The organism is Peribacillus sp. NPDC097675 (assembly GCF_050277655.1).
Classification (GTDB): domain Bacteria; phylum Bacillota; class Bacilli; order Bacillales; family DSM-1321; genus Peribacillus.
The window spans coordinates 49,839-67,646 of the sequence record NZ_JBNNSK010000004.1; the positions used below are offsets into that span (position 1 = coordinate 49,839).

Sequence of the window (17,808 nt, forward strand, 5' to 3'; positions counted from 1 at the left end):
CCTTTCATTTATTGTTCGTTTTCAAAAAATCCGAAAGAAAAGGTTTATTCCGTAAGCCTGTTCGGCGGATATACGTCTCTACCTGGATATCCACTTCAATAGCAGGGAAAAAATCATCATTCCATTCTTCTTTCATTTCCCTCCATTCTTTTGGGTAGTTTTGATGGACCATGTCACCAAAACCAAAAATATCCGCTTTATTTTTTTGGGCTAAAACAACCGATTCTTTTATCTGGTTCTTGATTTTATCTGAAAGTTTCTTTTCTATATCCATGAGCACTTGCGTATCTTTAAGGTTAAGGGGGGCTGTTGCCTCTTGCAGATCTCCTTCTGCCATAACCTTTATGATAATTTCAGGCTTACCGTTGATCATTTTTACCTTTACCTTTGTTTTTTGACGGACAGCTCGATAACTTATCGCATCTTTTTTATTATTCCAATCAATATTCACATTGACGGTTTTCATTTTATTAAGAGCCCATAATGTTCCCTGTGCTTTTTCTCCATCGACCCAGTCCACTAACTTTCCCTTTTTAAAAATGGCTATCCCGGCGGTTTTAGGATTAGCAAGGTTGACAGTAGAAGATAAAACTTCCACGTTCCTTTTCTTTTCATCATTATTCTTAATGGTAATACCGCCGATAACTGGCTCCTTCCCCGGATTGACGAGGTTCTTGATGAGTTCTTGTATATTCACACTGATACTTTCTCCTATATTTTCTTCCGTAGACTCTATAGTTTTAATCACCTTATCGGCCGACACTTTATCAATCGAAGTCAGCGTTTCGACTATATCCTTTGCCTTTACATCCCGGGCAATCACGAGCCTCGCTGTTGAACGGAAGTTGGTCGATCTGTCAAAGGCATCCAGAAAGGTTTCTATGCCTTTTTCTCTGGCCAGTTCCTCACTTATGACAAGCAAGTTCGCATGTGGCAAATACATATATCTCGAACTCTTGCTAGAAGCAGACTTATCCAACTCCAGCACATTGTTTCCCGTAGAAGACAGAACCGTTATGGTTGGCTTTTCCCCGCTTCCCCCTCCTTGTAACGCTCCGGCAACATTGCCAGGATTGATAATTTGGTAAGAGCCCATTAACTTTCCGTCCTTCCCTTTATCAAGGCCGATTGCCGAGACAAGAGCTATCTCATTTAACTCTTGCTTATCCCAACAACCAGAAGTAAAGGTTGTGGCAATTACCATTAGAAATAAGAGCAACTTCTTACGACGGTTCATTGTTATCACCTTTGTTCTTCCTAGCCATCTTCATTCCTCGTGATTGAGGAGGTTGTGGCTTTTGACTTTTCCCTTCTCTAGTCAGATTTTGGGAGTCGCTAACCGATTTAGGACGTTTATCCATTGCCCAAAATGGTTTTCTCAATATTGAATCGCCTACTTCAGACGGAATGAAAGGTGCAAGGGGTGACATATAAGGAACGCCGAACGAACGCAAACTGCATAAATGCACGATAAGGAGGAAAAGGGCCAAGATTATGCCATAAATCCCAAGTACGGCCGCGCTTAGCATGAACCCAAACCGGAGTAACCGTGCAGAAATGGCAATGGAATAAGACGGTGTCGCAAAACTGGCGATGGCTGTTATGGACACGATAATGACCATGGCCGGCGAGACCACTCCCGCTTGAACCGCCGCCTGCCCAATCACCAGCGCTCCCACGATGGATATGGTCGAACCAATTGCCTTGGGCATGCGAAGTCCTGCTTCCCGTAAGATTTCAAATGCAATTTCCATGATCAGCGCTTCAATGAAGGCTGGAAAAGGCACAGTTTCCCGTTGTGCTGCAATGGCAATAAGCAGCTGTGTGGGTATCATCTCCTGGTTGAACGTTGTTGCCCCTATATAGAGGGCCGGACCGACCAAGGAAATCAAAAAGACGACAATACGCAAAAAGCGTGTGGCTGATCCTATATCAAATCGATTATAATAGTCTTCGACCGATTGAAAGAACTGTATAAATAATGCAGGAACTAATAGTACAAAAGGCGTTCCGTTAACGAGAATGGCTACTCTCCCCTCAAGGAGATTTCCAGCGACCATATCCGGTCTTTCTGTATTAATGATCGTTGGAAACGGAGTCATGGCTTGATCTTCAATCAATTGTTCAATATAGCCCGATTCAAGAATGCTATCGATTCGAATATCTTTTAAACGTTTTCGTACCTCTTTGACGACTTTATCCTCCGCAATGCCATTTAAATACATGATGGAAACATCCGTATTCGTCACCGTACCAATTTTCATGGATTCCACCCATAAATCCGGGCTATTAATAATCCGGCGGACCATGGCGATATTGGTTTCGTTTGATTCAGTGAAGCCTTCTTTAGAACCCCGGACGGCCAGGTGTGTGCTCGGTTCCTGTATCCCACGCTTTTCTCCACCTTGTGTGTTGGCAGCCAGCGCTTTACTGATACCATCAATGAAAATAATCGTTTGGCCTGATAGCAGAGATAGGAATAAAGATTTCCAATCCTGTACGGTTGTGACACCATCGAGAGAAACCACGTCATCAGAAATCATATCCAGCGCTTCATCCGCACTAAGCTTCACGTGTAATTCGGGGTGATTCATAATCGACTCAATTAGAAAGTCCGTAACGGTCGGATTGTCGATTAAACCCTGTACATAGACAATTACGACTTTTATTAGTGGATCTTGACTGATAGATAACGTCCTACTACTGATATCCGCGCTATTTCCTGTCTTTTGCTTCAGGTATTCCAGGTTTGCCGATATGGAAGAACAAAGGTATTCTTGTTTTTCATTCTCCGTTGGCTTTTCAGTATCTTGAATTTCCTTCTGACTTTTTTTCTTTTGTCCGTTTTGTTTGAAAAAAGAAACCATTGACCGAACCTCATTCCCTTTTCGATTCGTTTTATTTTAGCCCAGCCATATTTTTCTTATTCTAAGTTAATTTCCCTTCATGCATAAAAAAAGGACCTTCTACCGAAAGTCCTTTTTCCTTTAGATGATTTTCGTACAGTTCCCCTATGGTAATTTATCGGATATAAAAAAACACTTTATCCTGAAATTAAGATAAAGTGTTTTTTTTTAAAGTTCTAAATGCTGTTGTGGAACCTACGATACCTTCAACATTATCATCCTATAAGATCACTAAATGAATTTCATTGCCTGAGGGATCAGTGACTATATACTCTTCACCTTCTAAAGATACCTTAGCACCCATTTCTTTCAGCTGTCCGATCACTTTATTTCGCGCCGCTTCGTCTGCATAAACAAGGGTAAACCAGTTTAGCCCAACACTGTTTTTCTTAGGTGTCGGTGCACCGATGCCATTCCATATGTTCAAACCGATATGATGATGATACCCTCCCGTTGAGGTGAAGAGTGCCCCATCGTAACGGGTTACAATCTTGAATCCAAGTCCCGATACATAAAATTCCTCTGTATCTTGGAGGTTGGCCACATGCAGATGAATATGCCCCATCAATGTTCCCGCGGACAAACCACTCCATGCGGCATCACTTTCTGCCAGAATGCTATTTCCGTCTAACTGCTCTGTCACCATTTTTACTTCCCCATTCGTCCATTCCCATTCTAACGAAGGACGGTCATAGTACACCTCAATGCCATTTCCATCGGGATCTGTAATATAGAGGGCTTCACTTACCCCATGATCCGCAGCACCAAAAGGATATTGGGTGGCAAGCAAGTGCCGTAAAAAGACCGCTAAGTCCGCACGTGTCGGCAGTAAAAGGGCAAAATGATATAACCCTGAGGTGCGTCCTTCTTTTGGAATCACATCTCCCGGCTGTACAAGCGTTAATAAAGGGGTTTTACCATCTGTCGTTAACACGGCTTTACGCTCCGTTTTATTCAATATCCGGAACCCAATCACCTCTTCATAAAATATCAGGGCATTCTCTAGATTCAGGACATTAATACTAACTTCTCCAACGTACGTTACGGGTTTTCGATGAAATTCACTCATATCCATACACCTCTCTTCTTCATATTTTGTAAAAATTTACAGGGTATGCTTCGTATTCATGCCTAGTATCGCCGTAAGGGCAACAAGCAATTCGATAAAAATCAGTCCTAAAACGATGTGTTACCCTATTCATTTTTTAGTCTTTTTTAGTTACTTTATGTAAGTTATTATATTTTAGTAACTTATTGTTGTCAAGATGGTTTTTAGAACGATCCAAAGCACCATGGAATTTCCCATGGTGCTTTGGAAGGATATATAGTAGTCTAATAAGCTGATACTATAGCGGAATGATTCCCAAGAATAGACACACCACAATCATGACAATCGTCGATCCACAAGCCCATTTCAGGAATGTGCGCTGTAGGGCTCCAAAATCTTCTCCTACCATCCCAACCAATAGATAGGTAGATGGAACAAGTGGACTTAATAGATGAACCGGTAACCCTAATAGTGAAGCTCTGCCAATCAAGGCTGGATCAATTCCATAAGCAGCCCCTGCTTTTGCAAGTAATGGAAGCACTCCATAGTAAAAGGCGTCATTGGACATGAAGAAGGTAAAAGGCGCGCTTATGATGGCCGTGATGACGGCAAAGTGTGAACCCATTGCATCTGGGATATGCTGGATTAACGTGTTTGCCATAGCGTCCACCATTTCTGTACCAGATAGGATGCCAGTGAAAACACCTGCTGCAAATATCATGGAAACGACAGACAAGGCATTGTCGGCATAATTCGCCACCCGTGCTTTTTGATCACTGATTTTCGGATAGTTAATCGTAATCGCGATTGCAAACCCGACCATGAACAGAACCACCGAAGGCATAAATTCACTGATGAGTGCCACTAGGACAGCCAACGTCAATACGTAATTAAAAATAATTAATTTCGGACGCTTAAGGTGTGCATCTTCAGTGGCAGCTGCATGTGGAGAGTCAGCATGATAGTCCACGTCTATAATTCCAATTCTTTTTCTTTCTTTTCTACCGAAGCAATATGCCATGAAAAGGACGAAGAGCACTCCTCCCACCATAGCAGGAATGACAGGCGTGAAGACTTCCGACATTTCAAGATCTAACGCGGTCATCACCCTTGCCGTCGGACCTCCCCATGGAAGAAGGTTCATGACTCCAGAAGCTGAAACAGCAATCCCCGCTAATACGAGAGGTTTCATGCCGATCCTTTTATATAACGGAAGCATAGCTGAAATCGTGATCATGTATGTAGTGGTGCCGTCTCCATCTAATGATATAAGCAATGCCAAGACAGCGGTACCGATTGCTATTTTCACCGGATCTCCTTTAACGACTTTAAGGATGGTCCTGATAATAGGATTGAAAACGCCTGCATCGATCAAGATACCGAAGAAGAGAATGGCAAACAGAATCATGATGCCTGTTGGGGCGACACTCTTAATTCCTTCCAACGCCATAGAACCCATATCACTTCCAAAACCGCCAATAAGTGCAAAGACACTTGGTACGACGATCAAAGCAATCATTGCCGATAGTCTACCTGTCATTATTAATAGCATGAATACAATAATCATCAAATACCCTAATAAAGCGAGCACATCCATCACTCCTTATCTTCTAATTAGATACATTGTAATCGATGGATTCTTAATTGTAAGCGTTTTCAATATATTGTGTTTTAAAACCATTATGGTGATTTTGTTCATTGTGTTCACGGAACAACTCAAGAGGAAAACAAAAAACATCCTCTTGGAAGGATGCATTCATGTACTTCCCTTAATTTTATAATACCTGCGTTCTGGTCTTCCCACCACTCCATACACGACTTCCGCTTTACATTCATGGACAGATATCAAGTATTCCAGATAGCGCCTGGCTGTAGTCCTTGATGCGCCTATTTGCAGGCTCGCTTGCTCGGCCGACAACCCCGCCTCTGTCGATTCAAGAACCTCCATCACCTTCGTTAACGTGATCTCATCGATTCCCTTTGGCAATAGCGGAACCGTACTAAGGCTTGGGCTCGATAACCCAGTTTTAAAAATATGATCGACAAAACCCTGATCTAATTCTTCTGTGGATTGCATAAGGTTGGATTTCTTGAGATACTCTTCAATCACTTCGTTGAATCGTTTCATTTCAACTGGTTTAATCAAATAATTCTCTACCCCATAGTGAAGTGCCATTCTAAATTGGCTTTTTTCGGTGGCTGCCGTAATCATGATAATATCCACATTCGGATGTTCTTGACGAATAAGTGGAAGCAAATCGGTACCCAGCTGATCTGGCATATATACATCAAGAAGAAGCAAGTCAGGGTTACTTTCCTTCAACATTTCCATGGTCTGCTTTGCATTCAGTGCTTTTCCTACCACTTCTATTTCTGCAAAGTTTTTTAAGAATTTTTCATGGATGGATGCTACACGAAAATCATCTTCCGCTATGATTACTTTTATTTTCAACCCTCTTCCTCTCCTCTCTGTACCTTGGGAAGATAAACGGTGAATACAGTATTTTCTTCCTCGTTTTGAAATTCAATGATGCCTCCCAATTCCTTGACCACTTGATCAGCGTTATAGAGCCCGTAGCCCCTTGGACTTTCACCCATTTTCGAGGTAAAACCACGATCAAATAGGTGGGCAATATTTTCTTCTCCAATTCCCTTTCCATTGTCGCACACCTCAAAAATCAAATCATTCCCAATATCCGTGGTGAAAAATTTCACCTTAGGCTCTTTCCCATCAAAAACTGCTTCAAAGGCATTATCTATAATATTGCCTAAAATCAAGGTTAGTTGTGATAGTTTAATATGGTCCGGTAATTTCTCTAAGTAACTTTGTGAATCTATCTCAAAGTTAATTTTCTTTTCTGAGGCTTTTCCCAGCTTTCCTAGTAAAAGGGCCTGCATCTTCGCATCCTTTATCTGATCGAACACAACACGGTTGAGAGACTTCAATTCTGATGTTTCACTTTGAATCATCTCTATGGCTTCTTCATATTCACCTAACTGAAGCAATCCCGAAAGTACATAAAGCTTATTGGCAAATTCATGGGTTTGCGCCCTTAAATCCTCCGAATGCATTTTCACTTCTGATAATGTGTTTATCATCTCTTCTATTTCCGTTCGATCGCGGAACGAAGCGACCACACCACTCACACCACCATTATCATCAAAAATCGGGGTACAATTCACAATAATCGATTTTTCTTTCCAAAATATTTCCTTATCCCTTTGTGGCTTTCCGGATTTCAACACTTCAAATAAATAGCTAGAAGGAAATAATCCATCCACTTTTAAATGCCGAACCGATTCTCGAATATGTAGAATTTTCTTTGCCTGTTGATTCATGGATGTAATCAATCCATTTTGGTCAATGGCGATGATCCCTTCTTTTACCGAATGGAGCACAGCATTTTTCTCTTTATATAGATTAGCAATCTCAAAGGGCTCTAATCCGAACGTATCTTTTCTTATACTCCTAGCCAGCATATAACTGCCAAGAACTGATATCATAATGGCAACCAAAGAGATGATTATCTCAGTGGATAAGGCTTTAAAGATTTGATGGCGAACATCTTCCACTAAAAAACCGACGGATACTATCCCAATTATGTTGCCTTCTCTATCGAATATCGGGGACTTTCCCCGAATGGAAAGACCTAGGGAACCGGCTGCTTCGGAGGTATAGTATTCGCCCTTCTCTAACGCCCGGCCATTATCTCCGCCCTCCATGGGTTTTCCGATTTCAGATACTTGCGGATGAGAGTAGCGAATACCGGCTGCATTTCCCACAACGATGAATTCGGCCCCCGTTTTCTTGCGAATCTTTTCAACGATGGGCTGAATGACTTCAGAAGGATTCTCCAATTCAAAGGATTCCTCAATTGACGGCATAAAGCTAATCGTCCTGGATAACTCCATAGCCAAATTGCCTTTATCCTCTGCTATTTGCATACCCTCCATATAGGCAAAGCAAGAAGTTAAGAGGAGAACTAAAAATAAACTTAACGATAAGACCAACCCAAGAATCTTGGTTACTAATGATACACGTTTCATTTTTACTCTCATCCTCAAGTTTCCTTTATTTTCATAATAGTTATTTTATTTTACCATCTCTTCCTCCCTATGAATATGAAAGACCAACCATCCGCTAATTAGTAAAAAAAACCGAAGTCCGTAAGACTCTTCCCCTGATACTAATTTCTTCGTTCTATACTGCCGTTTGTTTTTTAGCGTATGTAAATTTTCTTATGGTCTTGCTTTTATACAGTCTAGTTTTAAGTTTTTGAACGGTTTCTTGTATACTAAGAAGAGAATGATATTGGGATTTTAACAAATAGGAGGATGAATATGGTAGAAACCGTTAAGTGGACAATTTTAACATGCGACAAGTGGCAATTATATATAGCGAAAACGACGAAAGGTCTTTGTTATGTCGGTTCACCTGGCCAGTCCTATGCTGAACTGGAAAATTGGGTGCAAAAACGCTTCCCTCAGGCTATTCTTTTGGAAGATGAGGTAGCTTTACACCCTTATGTTGATGAACTGCATGAATATTTCGCAGGGACACGGCGAACGTTCTCCTTACCCATCGATGTGCATGGAACTGCTTTTCAACTAGCCATTTGGGAAGCATTGAATCAGATTCCGTACGGGAAAACGTCTTCTTATTCCGATATTGCCAAGATCATTCAAAAACCTACTGCGGTTCGTGCGGTGGGAACAGCGATTGGTGCCAATCCGGTGCTGATCACCGTCCCATGCCACCGAGTCATCGGGAAGAATGGCAGCATGACCGGATACCGTGGTGGCATGAAGATGAAACAGTTCTTGCTGCAATTAGAGGCGCGGAACAATCAGGGCGGAGATATATCTACCTAAGGAGCGAGTTTATCTTTTAAAATTAAAATATATCTTCCTTAGAAGTGTTTGTTTCGTCGAAAAACCTCCATATATCGATTTTTCGACAAAAACAACCACATCCTGCACTCTTCTTAATTTAATAATACATTCTTAATGGATCTGATCAGGCTTTCATAGTAGGAAGTTTCATGCGGCACAAAGCGATTTCTCCCCACATATTGATCAATCATAACCCGCTCATCTAAATGATTGATCTCAAACCCTTGAATATGCACCTTATCTAAAGGACCGAACCATAGCTGTTCAAATTCCTCCAGTTTAACCTTGACGATTCCCGAGACTTCTTCCTTTTGCAAGATGAAATCACCTAAGGGGTTGGAGCTTTTATATAAGAATAGATGAACCAGTTCCTTATCGATGAAATTCTCCATTGTCGCGCAGTCTTCAATCACTCCTAATGAAAGCAACTCATCAAAAGGTATTGTTATGCCTAACTCTTCTTTAATTTCCCTTACACCGTCATGTACTGTTTCATCGGCCAGTAAATGCCCTGCAGCCGTGATATCCAACAAATCCGGGTAGTCCTTTTTCAATGAACATCGATGTTGAAGATAAAGATAATCGACTTCCTCTTCCCGACTGATGAACCAGCAATGAAACACCTCATGCCAATGTCCAAGCCGATGCACTTCTTCCCTCGTTGCCTCACCTATATGGTTTCGGTCCTCACTAAATATTTTCAGCCGTTCATTTTCGATGATTTTCACCTTCTCGCTTAATTTTCCTCCAGTTTTTAGGATTGAGGTACCCCTTGAATTTGGCTGCTACTTCTTTCCCGACCAAAATGGCCCCTACCCAAAACATGACTTCAGCAATAATGATCGCTCCTGCAACGACAATTGTCTTTGTGTTTGTAGAAAACGGTGTAAATGGCGCCACTACTGGAATGATCCAAGTGAGTAACGCCAAAATCAGAAGCACCATCCCTATTTTATAAGACTTAGACTTTCTTTCCTTTCTTACAACGACAGCTTCCTTTTCCAAAAGAAGACCTCCCATTTTCAGTCACTCTTTACAGTGCTCTAAACCACTCACTTATGCATTCCTTTTTCCGAACAGCCTTAGAACGTCTTTACTTTACCCCCTCCCATAAGATGGATGCACTATGTACGTATACGAATGAAACAGCATTCCGTTTCACAACTATTCCGTATAATACAAAATAAGGAACTGTCATTTTGACAGTCCCTTATTTCCTCAGGCTTTATACCCCATCATCGGCAAGGATGTTAATGCTTGTCCGGTCGCTGCATCGGTCAACTTGTCTTCTAAAGAGAAAGAATCAACCGGTTCAATGCGGGCATATTTCTTCACGAATGTCGTGAGGGCGATCTTCGCTTCAAGTCGGGCAAGCGGTGCCCCTAAGCAGAAATGCACGCCATTCCCAAACGATAGATGTTTCTTATTATTAGGACGATGGATATTCACTTTGAACGGATCTTCGAACATGGCTTCATCCAAATTCGCGGCGCTCATCCAAACGACCACGACATCGCCTTTCTTGAGTTCCACTCCCAATAGATCGTTATCCTCTTTAACCGTACGATCCAGTTTAACTAAATTAAACCGGTACCGCAGCATTTCTTCGACAGCTTGTGGAACCAACTCAGGATTTTGATGAAGTTCTTCATAAACTGTAGGGTCATCATACAATAGCGAATAGAACGTGTTGGCCAGCAAGTGACTGGTTGTTTCCACTCCCGCTCCCAATATCAACATCGTCGTCCGTACCACTTCATCATCTGTGAATGTTTCTCCATCCACTTCCGCCTGTAACAAATCCGAGATGATATCATCGGCTGGATTCAAACGTTTTTGCACGACAATTGGATAGATGTACTCATAGTATTCCTTTGCTGCTATTTGCTTCTTTTTATTGACCTCTTCTTCTTTTTCCTTTTCATAGGGAAGAAATAAAATATCCACCCATTTTTTGAAAAGCAAACGATCCTTTGAAGGTACGCCCATCAAGTCGGACATGATAATGATTGGAAGAGGGCTTGTCAATGATTGGACAATATCCATTTCGGAGCCCCCTATGTCCTCAATCAGTTCATTCACGATTTCTTGAATGCGAGGCTCCCAGTTTTGTAGACTCCTCGGTGTGAAGGCTGCCGCCAATAGTGAGCGGTGCTTTCTATGGGAGGGTGGATCCACACCGATTAAGTTAATTTTATCTGGGATGGCCCCTTCTTTACTATCCGCACCAACCGAAATCGTGGTACGTTTCCTTACACTCGAAAAGTTTTTGTAATCGCTGAGCACCAGCTTAACATGTTCATATTTAAAGGCATTCCACGTATCCGTTCCTTCGTGATACATGATGGACTCTCTCTCTAACATCTTTTTGCACCATTCATACGGGCTAAATTCTTCCGTACGGGTCTTAAATTGTGGTATTTCTTTTACTGCAATAACTTCATTCATGATATCGACTCCCCTATCTTTTCATAATATCTACCAAAAAGGTGCTATAGAATCGTCATTTTTCCATCAATCAATCTCTTAATTTACCTTTACTGTACAACCAACCCATTATAAGATAAATGTCTAAGACAGACCATGAACCATCCTTACCACCACTTTCTACCCACTAAAGAAAAAATTACCTTCACGCCAAGTTCCATAACAAAAAAAACCGGCAGCGATTTCGCTACCGGCTAAGAAATTATTCTACTATTTGATTATCATCTTGTGAGGCAATTAATTCATTGTAAAAGGCAGCCATTGTTGTCCCAACATACGGTATCAACCATATGAAGCCGATGCCTACCGTGAATAAACAAAGAAATCCCCATCCTATAAAGCTTAAAATCATAAGGAAATACTTCCCCTTAAGGCCGTTCATCCTTTTCCGGCTCTCTGTAATGGCTTCGAGCGTCGATAATTGGGGATGATCCCTTAATAGGAAAAATAATTGAGAATAGGCCAGACTTTTGATGATCCCCGGTATGAGAAATAATAAAGACCATAAAAATACAAATATACCTTGCACAATTGAAGCGATGATCACCTTTATAAAAGTTTTACCGTTGGTATAGATGGAGAATGATTTCTCGAACGAGGTACTTTCCATTCTAACCAGGTCAAGGTAATACCAGTAAATACCTATTGACAACGGAATTAATGCAATCGATAAAAGCATATTGAATATTGATACCCCTACTGGTTCCATATCCTGGTTAGATTCTGACCACCCACCACTAAAAATCACTTCAATGACGGTAGGCAGGACCATGTTAAGCAAGAAAATGATTAACGAAAGTGCTACGGCCGTTCCCCAGTTGCCTTTCAGAGAAAGCCTTGCTTCCCTTTTTAATTCTGAGATTTTCATAGTTGAATGACACTCCTCCTTTTTACATAGTACTATTTAATGAATATGTAATCTGTCCCAATAAAATTCATAAAACATACTGATGTTACTTAATTTGGGTTATTAATTTATTCTACCATAATTATTCTTACATAAGATTTTATCCCCAATGTTATATATAGGTATATTGTTTCATTTATTCGATGTTTTATTTTTGAGTGGCCCCCTCTAAAAGGTATTAATTTACATTTAATGGTATTATGAAGAAAGAATGATTGGGAAACAGATAGACTAATAAATAAAAGAAATGGGGAAGTCGATTGGAACATGGCATGCAGAAAGTCTTTACACCACCAAAACACATAGTCTCAGCAGCAACGATTGTAACGAATGAACAAGGGGAGATCCTATTAATCAAAGGGCCCAGGAGAGGTTGGGAAATGCCCGGGGGACAAGTCGAAGAAGGGGAGTCCTTGAAAGAAGCCGCTAAAAGAGAAACGAAAGAAGAAACAGGCATCGACATTGAAGTGATGAAATTTTGTGGCATATTCCAAAATGTAACAGACTCCATCTGTAATACACTATTCTTGGCTAAAGCAATTGGAGGAACATTGACAACTTCACCAGAGAGTTTAGAAGTAGGCTACTATCCTATTGAGCAAGCTTTTGAAATGGTGACTTTCAAGAATTTCAGACAAAGAATTGAATGCTGTTTGGATGAAAGCACCCATCCATTTTATATAGAATTTTAAGAATTTCATCCTCCTTGATTACCTTTCACCTAATAAAAAGGGGCTTCCAGAGAGGAAGCCCCTAGTATAGAGCATTGTACAATAGCTCTATCAATCTTTTATCGGTTTCAATCGGACCCTTTCCTCTTTTTTAACATCACACTGCTGTTTCTTTTTGAAAGACCTTCTTACCGGCCATATATGTTTCTTCAACCCGAACTTCCCCTATTTCTTCAGGCATGATGGCCAAAATGTCTCGGTCTAGGATAATAAAGTCCGCATGATAACCCGGTGCAAGCTGCCCAACATCCGGGATGCGCGTAACTTCCTGTGCCGCTTTTGTATAAAGCATAATGGCCGTTTCAACATCTACACGTTGTTCCTGTCCTGTATCTGTTCCATCATGAGCCATACGCGTGACAGCCGCCATCATTCCCACAAACGGATTGACAGGATCCGCCCACGCCGTTGCAGGTGCATCAGATGAGAAGGCCACCATGATACCCGCATCCATCATCGATTGAATTGGATACGTTTGCTTCATGCGCTCAGCTCCAAGATTAGTAAGGTACGATTCAATTTCAGCGTATAGAAAGATCGGTTGCGGGACAAATGCGATTCCTATTTCACCTGCATGTTGTAGAGCCTTCTTAGACGGCATCGCTGCATGCTCAATTCTGATGGAGGGACCATCATCAATCCAGCCCTTTTTCCCATTAAAGGTATCGACAATTAAATCGATTGCCTGCTCACCCATTGCATGTATAACCAATTGTATCTGATGTTTCTCGGCCGCTTCCCCTGCACGTAACAGCTCCTCTTTAGTGGTCATCGGAATTCCAAAGTTCTCGTTTCCCCCTAAAAAAGACGGATTGACCCATGCCGTTTGACCTGACACACTGCCATCAGCGAATAATTTAATGCCTCCAACATGATTGGCATGTTCTCTATTCGTATTGTTCTTTTTTAAAATCGGGTCATCCTTAATATTTCCCCATATGTAGTAAAGCACTGCACGTTGCTTCATACCTTTATCGGTGGCAGCATTATATAGGTCCAAGTAATCCACAGGGTTTTTCTTTGCCATCAAGTCCGTAATGGCCGTAATTCCATGTGAAAGTAATTTCGGGCTTAAATCTGCAAGCGCGTTACTATCATGTTCAATCGTTTGAACCGGCATGATTTTCATGACTAAATCCTTAGCATTTTCCCGCAAAACCCCCGTCGGCTCCCCATCTGAATCTCTGTCGATTTTTCCTCCAACTGGATCTTTTGTGCCTTTATTTATTCCTGCAAGCTCCAGCGCCTTACTATTCACCACAACAATGTGGGTACAGGTGCGCGTGATGATAACGGGACTTTTTGTTGTGGCTTTATCTAAATCCCAGCGAGAAGGCGAACGGCGGTCAGCCAATTTCCCTTCATCATACCCCCAGCCTTCTATCCAACTCTCTGGGTCTTGTATTTTCCTTGCTTTACGCACTTCTGTTATTAAATCCTCAATTGATTCGACATCCGGTGGCATACAAGGAATTTGCTTGGAAGAGCTAGCTAGATATAACGGATGCATATGCGCATCGATGAGGCCCGGCAACATGCGCCGTCCCTGAAGGTCTACTCTTTCCCCCTCCATCGCCTCCGTTTCATCTTCTTCCCCAATCCAGTGAATGCGTCCATCACGAATAACCATAGCACTTGCAAAAGGCTGTTCTGGATTAGCTGTGAAGATCTTTGCGTTCACATAAATGATGTCACTGGTCATTCTATCTCTCTCCCTTTTATGAAGTTATCCTAATTTTCCGATTATTCATCAAATAAATCAACCAACTTATTAATCAACTAAAAAAGAGCATCCCAAAATATATCTCATCTTTGGAATACCCTTTTTCATTAATGGACCAGTTATTCTTCGAGGCCTGCACGAAATAGACATGCCCCTAGGAGATTAGGATAAAACTTTCTTAATACGTGCGATCGCCCAATCCAGTTCTTCTTTCGTTATCACTAATGGAGGAGCAAACCGGATTACGGTATCATGCGTTTCTTTACACAGTATATTTTCTTCTTTTAATTTTTCACAATACGGCCTTGCTTCTTCTGTTAATTCGACTCCGATGAAAAGGCCTTTTCCACGTATATCTTTAATCTTCGGGTTATTGATTTCCTTCAAGCTCTCTTTAAAGTATTCGCCTAATTCCAACGAACGTTCCGCAAGTTTCTCATCTTCAAGAATCTCTAAGGAAGCGATGGAAACCGCACATGCCAAGGGATTGCCGCCAAATGTCGAACCGTGTGAACCAGGGTTGAAGACACCTAGGATTTCACGATTGGCAGCTACGCAAGAAATCGGGAAAACCCCGCCGCCAAGCGCTTTGCCCAGAATGTACATATCAGGAACAACATGATCCCAATCGGATGCGAATGTTTTACCTGAACGGCCAAGGCCCGATTGAATTTCATCCGAAACGAATAAGACATGGTTTTCTTTACACAAATCATACGCTGCTTTTAGGAAACCAGCTGGTGGAATGATGATGCCCGCTTCCCCTTGGATCGGTTCGATTAGGAATCCGGCAGTTTGCGGGGTGATGGCCGCTTTCAATGCCTCAAGGTCTCCATAGGGAATCAACTTGATTCCTGGCAGCATCGGTCCGAATCCCCTTCTATATTCCTCATCAGAAGATAATGAAACGGCTGTCATCGTCCGGCCATGGAAATTGCCGATACAGGCGATGATTTCCGCTTGGTCTTCAGCGATTCCTTTTACGTCGTAGCCCCAACGTCTAACAGCCTTGATGGCTGTTTCAACCGCTTCCGCCCCCGTATTCATCGGAAGAGCCATGTCCTTTTGGGTAAGCCTTGCCACCTTTTCATACCACGGACCCAGTTGGTCACTATGGAACGCCCGGGAAGTCAATGTTACACGGTCCGCTTGATCTTTTAGCGCTTGAATGATTTTTGGGTGCCTATGACCCTGGTTCACGGCAGAATACGCACTAAGCATATCCATATATTTGTTTCCTTCAGGGTCTTCCACCCAGACTCCCTCTGCCTTCGAAATGACGATGGGAAGTGGATTATAATTATTGGCCCCATATTGTTCGGTTTGTTCGATTACCTTTTCTGTAACAGTCTTCATGTCGATTCCTCCTATGAATGAAGCGGTTTTCCGCTAATAATGAGTAAAAGTGTTCGTATCCTTACTACAAGATGTCGTTTTTCTTCTATGATTAGTTAATTTGCAAGTTTCATGCCAAAACTCTTACTCCTTACAAAACAGGTCCGTACGCCATTAATCTCACTGAGCATGCAAAGGTATTCGGCACTTTTATGCAAAATACACTTGCGGTGCAATAAACAATTGCACCAATATTGGATTTACTTTACAATTGTCTCAAACAAAGGAAAAACCTAAGGGGGGGTGCATCATGGATTTTAACCAACTTATGAAGATGGATGGTTTTCAACCGATTCTTTATTCGCTCGTGGATGTGATCGATACAGGTATTCATATTATAGATAGAAAAGGCCTGACAATTGTCTATAACAAAAAGATGGCCGAAATTGAGGGAATGCCTTCAGAAGATGTATTGGGGGAAAAGATTCACGATATATTTAAATTTAAAGAAGAAACGGAAAGTACCCTGATCAGGGCCCTTCACTCCGGGAAAGTAACCGAAAACTCGAAACAGACCTACTTCAATAGCCTCGGTCAGCAAATTTCCACCATCAACAATACGTATCCGATATTTGACACAGAGCAAAAGATTATTGGGGCCATCGAGGTCGCCAAGGATATCACTAATCTTGAAAGGATCATTCGAGATAATATATTAAACAAGGGAGACACCCGATATACCTTCGACAGCATCTTAGGGGTCAGTGAGAATTTCTTGGAGGTCATCGAAAAGAGCAAGCGTTCCACAAGAACCTCTTCCTCGATTCTCATTGTCGGGGAAACCGGGACCGGTAAGGAACTTTTTGCACAAAGCATCCATAATGGAAGCAGCCGCTCGAACCATCCATTCATCAGTCAAAACTGCGCAGCACTACCTGATAGTTTGATAGAAGGAATCCTTTTTGGAACGAAGAAAGGAGCCTTCACGGGATCGATTGAACGGCCAGGACTGTTTGAACAAGCAGAAGGCGGTACCATTCTTCTTGATGAAATCAATTCCTTGAACCCGAGCTTGCAGGCGAAATTATTGCGGACCCTTCAAGAAAGGACGATTCGTCGGGTAGGTGATACGAAAGATAAGAAGATTGACGTTCGTGTCATCGCTACGATTAACGAAGACCCCATTGATGCGATTTCAAGCGGGCGCTTACGGAAGGATCTTTATTACCGTTTAAGTGTGGTGTCTTTATTCATTCCGCCGCTCCGTGAACGAAAAGACGACATTTCATTGCTCGCTCAGTCCTTTATTGAAAAATTCAATGCGCTGTTCGAAATGGATATCGAAGGAATCAGTGAAGAGGTCTACAATCTTTTTTATGAATATGAGTGGTCTGGAAACGTAAGGGAGCTTGAACATATCATCGAAGGAGCCATGAATTTGCTAGAACCTGGTGATAAAAGCATAGAAATTTCGCACCTTCCCTCCCTCTTCAAAAAGAAGGCTCATTTGGAAGAAGCGGAACCAAGACGCATAGTGGATTCCCTCCCTCCCGCGGGAACGCTCCCTCTCGATGATTATATCGCGCATACAGAGAAGCTTTATTTGGAAAAAGTGTTAAAAGAACATAACCAAAATATCTCACAAGCGGCGAGGGCCTTGAATATTAGCCGCCAAAGCCTTCAGTACCGCTTAAAAAAGTATCAAGTCAAAAATCCCCTCACTTAGAAAGTGGGGGAATACCCTTTTAAGAAAAGTACGAACCTGTCTTTTTATAGCG

General features: G+C 41.9%; 15 protein-coding genes. 3 read left to right on the forward strand and 12 right to left on the reverse strand.

What is annotated here, in order from left to right:
- Positions 1 to 4: 4 nt before the first annotated feature.
- The 6 genes from ACQKL5_RS07475 to ACQKL5_RS07500 all read right to left on the reverse strand — a co-directional run bounded on the left by ACQKL5_RS07475 (position 5) and on the right by ACQKL5_RS07500 (position 8,001).
- On the reverse strand, positions 5 to 1,237 hold the full coding sequence (locus ACQKL5_RS07475) for a Ger(x)C family spore germination protein (protein ID WP_427608080.1): 1,233 nt from the start codon (positions 1,235 to 1,237) through the stop codon (positions 5 to 7).
- The gene (locus ACQKL5_RS07480; protein ID WP_427607636.1) at positions 1,224 to 2,867 is read right to left on the reverse strand and encodes a spore germination protein; all 1,644 of its coding nucleotides are present in this window, start codon (positions 2,865 to 2,867) and stop codon (positions 1,224 to 1,226) included. Before ACQKL5_RS07480 ends, ACQKL5_RS07475 begins: the two co-directional genes overlap by 14 nt.
- Before the next feature lie 259 nt (positions 2,868 to 3,126).
- Positions 3,127 to 3,975 carry a VOC family protein gene (locus ACQKL5_RS07485; protein WP_427607638.1) on the reverse strand — a complete coding sequence of 283 codons (849 nt, stop codon included), beginning with the start codon at positions 3,973 to 3,975 and terminating at the stop codon, positions 3,127 to 3,129.
- A 277-nt stretch (positions 3,976 to 4,252) separates the two neighbouring features.
- The gene (locus ACQKL5_RS07490; protein WP_427607640.1) at positions 4,253 to 5,545 is read right to left on the reverse strand and encodes a CitMHS family transporter; all 1,293 of its coding nucleotides are present in this window, start codon (positions 5,543 to 5,545) and stop codon (positions 4,253 to 4,255) included.
- A 165-nt stretch (positions 5,546 to 5,710) separates the two neighbouring features.
- On the reverse strand, positions 5,711 to 6,400 hold the full coding sequence (locus ACQKL5_RS07495) for a response regulator (protein ID WP_427608082.1): 690 nt from the start codon (positions 6,398 to 6,400) through the stop codon (positions 5,711 to 5,713).
- Between the two features lie 2 nt (positions 6,401 to 6,402).
- A complete protein-coding gene (locus ACQKL5_RS07500; protein ID WP_427607642.1) occupies positions 6,403 to 8,001 on the reverse strand; it encodes an ATP-binding protein in 1,599 nt (532 codons plus the stop codon).
- Positions 8,002 to 8,295: 294 nt separating this feature from the next.
- Here ACQKL5_RS07500 and ACQKL5_RS07505 point away from each other — a divergent pair, with 294 nt between their 5' ends.
- The gene (locus ACQKL5_RS07505) at positions 8,296 to 8,826 is read left to right on the forward strand and encodes a methylated-DNA--[protein]-cysteine S-methyltransferase (protein ID WP_427607643.1); all 531 of its coding nucleotides are present in this window, start codon (positions 8,296 to 8,298) and stop codon (positions 8,824 to 8,826) included.
- A 113-nt stretch (positions 8,827 to 8,939) separates the two neighbouring features.
- On the opposite strand, the gene ACQKL5_RS07510 is transcribed toward ACQKL5_RS07505, so the two are convergent.
- From ACQKL5_RS07510 to ACQKL5_RS07525, 4 genes are all read right to left on the reverse strand, one after another.
- Positions 8,940 to 9,575, reverse strand: a complete 636-nt coding sequence (locus ACQKL5_RS07510; RefSeq protein WP_427607644.1) for an NUDIX hydrolase — start codon at positions 9,573 to 9,575, stop codon at positions 8,940 to 8,942.
- Complete coding sequence (locus ACQKL5_RS07515) at positions 9,556 to 9,852, reverse strand: transporter suffix domain-containing protein (RefSeq protein ID WP_427607646.1); 297 nt, start codon at positions 9,850 to 9,852, stop codon at positions 9,556 to 9,558. Before ACQKL5_RS07515 ends, ACQKL5_RS07510 begins: the two co-directional genes overlap by 20 nt.
- A gap of 213 nt (positions 9,853 to 10,065) precedes the next feature.
- Positions 10,066 to 11,295: a cytochrome P450 gene (locus ACQKL5_RS07520; RefSeq protein ID WP_427607648.1), complete on the reverse strand. Its 1,230-nt coding sequence runs from the start codon at positions 11,293 to 11,295 to the stop codon at positions 10,066 to 10,068.
- Positions 11,296 to 11,536: 241 nt separating this feature from the next.
- On the reverse strand, positions 11,537 to 12,202 hold the full coding sequence (locus ACQKL5_RS07525; protein ID WP_427607649.1) for a DUF975 family protein: 666 nt from the start codon (positions 12,200 to 12,202) through the stop codon (positions 11,537 to 11,539).
- 311 nt (positions 12,203 to 12,513) lie between these two features.
- On the opposite strand from ACQKL5_RS07525, the gene ACQKL5_RS07530 reads away from it, so the two are divergent.
- Positions 12,514 to 12,933, forward strand: a complete 420-nt coding sequence (locus ACQKL5_RS07530) for an NUDIX hydrolase (RefSeq protein ID WP_427607651.1) — start codon at positions 12,514 to 12,516, stop codon at positions 12,931 to 12,933.
- Between the two features lie 136 nt (positions 12,934 to 13,069).
- Here ACQKL5_RS07530 and ACQKL5_RS07535 read toward each other — a convergent pair whose 3' ends face one another.
- Together ACQKL5_RS07535 and ACQKL5_RS07540 are read right to left on the reverse strand one after the other, a co-directional pair.
- Positions 13,070 to 14,674, reverse strand: coding sequence for an amidohydrolase (locus ACQKL5_RS07535; protein ID WP_427607652.1), 1,605 nt, complete (start codon positions 14,672 to 14,674; stop codon positions 13,070 to 13,072).
- Between the two features lie 183 nt (positions 14,675 to 14,857).
- Positions 14,858 to 16,051, reverse strand: coding sequence for an ornithine--oxo-acid transaminase (locus ACQKL5_RS07540; protein ID WP_427607653.1), 1,194 nt, complete (start codon positions 16,049 to 16,051; stop codon positions 14,858 to 14,860).
- Positions 16,052 to 16,340: 289 nt separating this feature from the next.
- Here ACQKL5_RS07540 and ACQKL5_RS07545 point away from each other — a divergent pair, with 289 nt between their 5' ends.
- Positions 16,341 to 17,756: a sigma-54 interaction domain-containing protein gene (locus ACQKL5_RS07545; protein ID WP_427607655.1), complete on the forward strand. Its 1,416-nt coding sequence runs from the start codon at positions 16,341 to 16,343 to the stop codon at positions 17,754 to 17,756.
- Positions 17,757 to 17,808 lie beyond the last annotated feature (52 nt).